General features: G+C 56.0%; 1 protein-coding gene. It reads left to right on the top strand.

The window, feature by feature from the left end; translation table 11 throughout:
- The coding region (tnpC, locus tag KDX37_RS29290; RefSeq protein ID WP_231656648.1) for an IS66 family transposase at positions 1-841 on the top strand (841 nt) is incomplete at both ends.

Raw genomic sequence — 841 nt, 5'->3', positions numbered from 1 at the left:
CGAGGAAGTCAGCGAGCAGCTTGAAATCGTGCCGATGCAGATCCGGGTCATCAAGCATGTTCGTAAAGTCTATGGCTGCCGCGACTGCGAAACGGCACCCGTCACAGCAGACAAGCCAGCTCAACTGATTGAAAAGAGCATGGCCAGCCCCAGCGTTCTGGCGATGTTGCTGACTACCAAATACGTTGACGGTTTACCGCTTCATCGATTTGAAAAAGTGTTGGGTCGCCACGGTATCGATATCCCACGCCAGACCTTGGCGCGCTGGGTTATCCAGTGCGGCGAACACTTCCAGCCGCTGCTGAATTTGATGCGCGACCGGCTACTGGAAAGCCGCGTCATCCACTGCGACGAAACGCGCGTGCAAGTGCTGAAAGAACCAGATCGAGAACCGAGCAGCCAGTCCTGGATGTGGGTGCAAACCGGCGGCCCACCGGACAAGCCAGTGATCCTTTTTGACTACTCCACCAGCCGGGCGCAGGAGGTACCGGCGCGCCTGCTCGATGGTTATCGTGGCTATGTCATGACCGATGATTACGCCGGTTACAACGCCTTGGGCGCGCTGGACGGGGTTGAGCGTTTAGGCTGCTGGGCGCATGCTCGACGCAAGTTTGTTGAAGCCCAGAAAGTACAACCCAAAGGTAAAACGGGACGTGCGGATATCGCGCTGAATCTGATCAACAAGCTGTATGGGATCGAACGCGACTTGAAGGGCAGTAGCGACGCTGATCGTAAAATCGGCCGTCACGAACATAGCCTGCCGATACTGGCTCAGTTGAAAAACTGGATTGAAAAGACGCAGCCACAGGTCACTGCTCAGAATGCCCTGGGCAAAGCTATT

Source organism: Pseudomonas californiensis, from assembly GCF_021147775.1.
GTDB classification, from domain to species: domain Bacteria; phylum Pseudomonadota; class Gammaproteobacteria; order Pseudomonadales; family Pseudomonadaceae; genus Aquipseudomonas; species Aquipseudomonas californiensis.
This window is presented reverse-complemented; position numbering and strand designations above follow the sequence as displayed.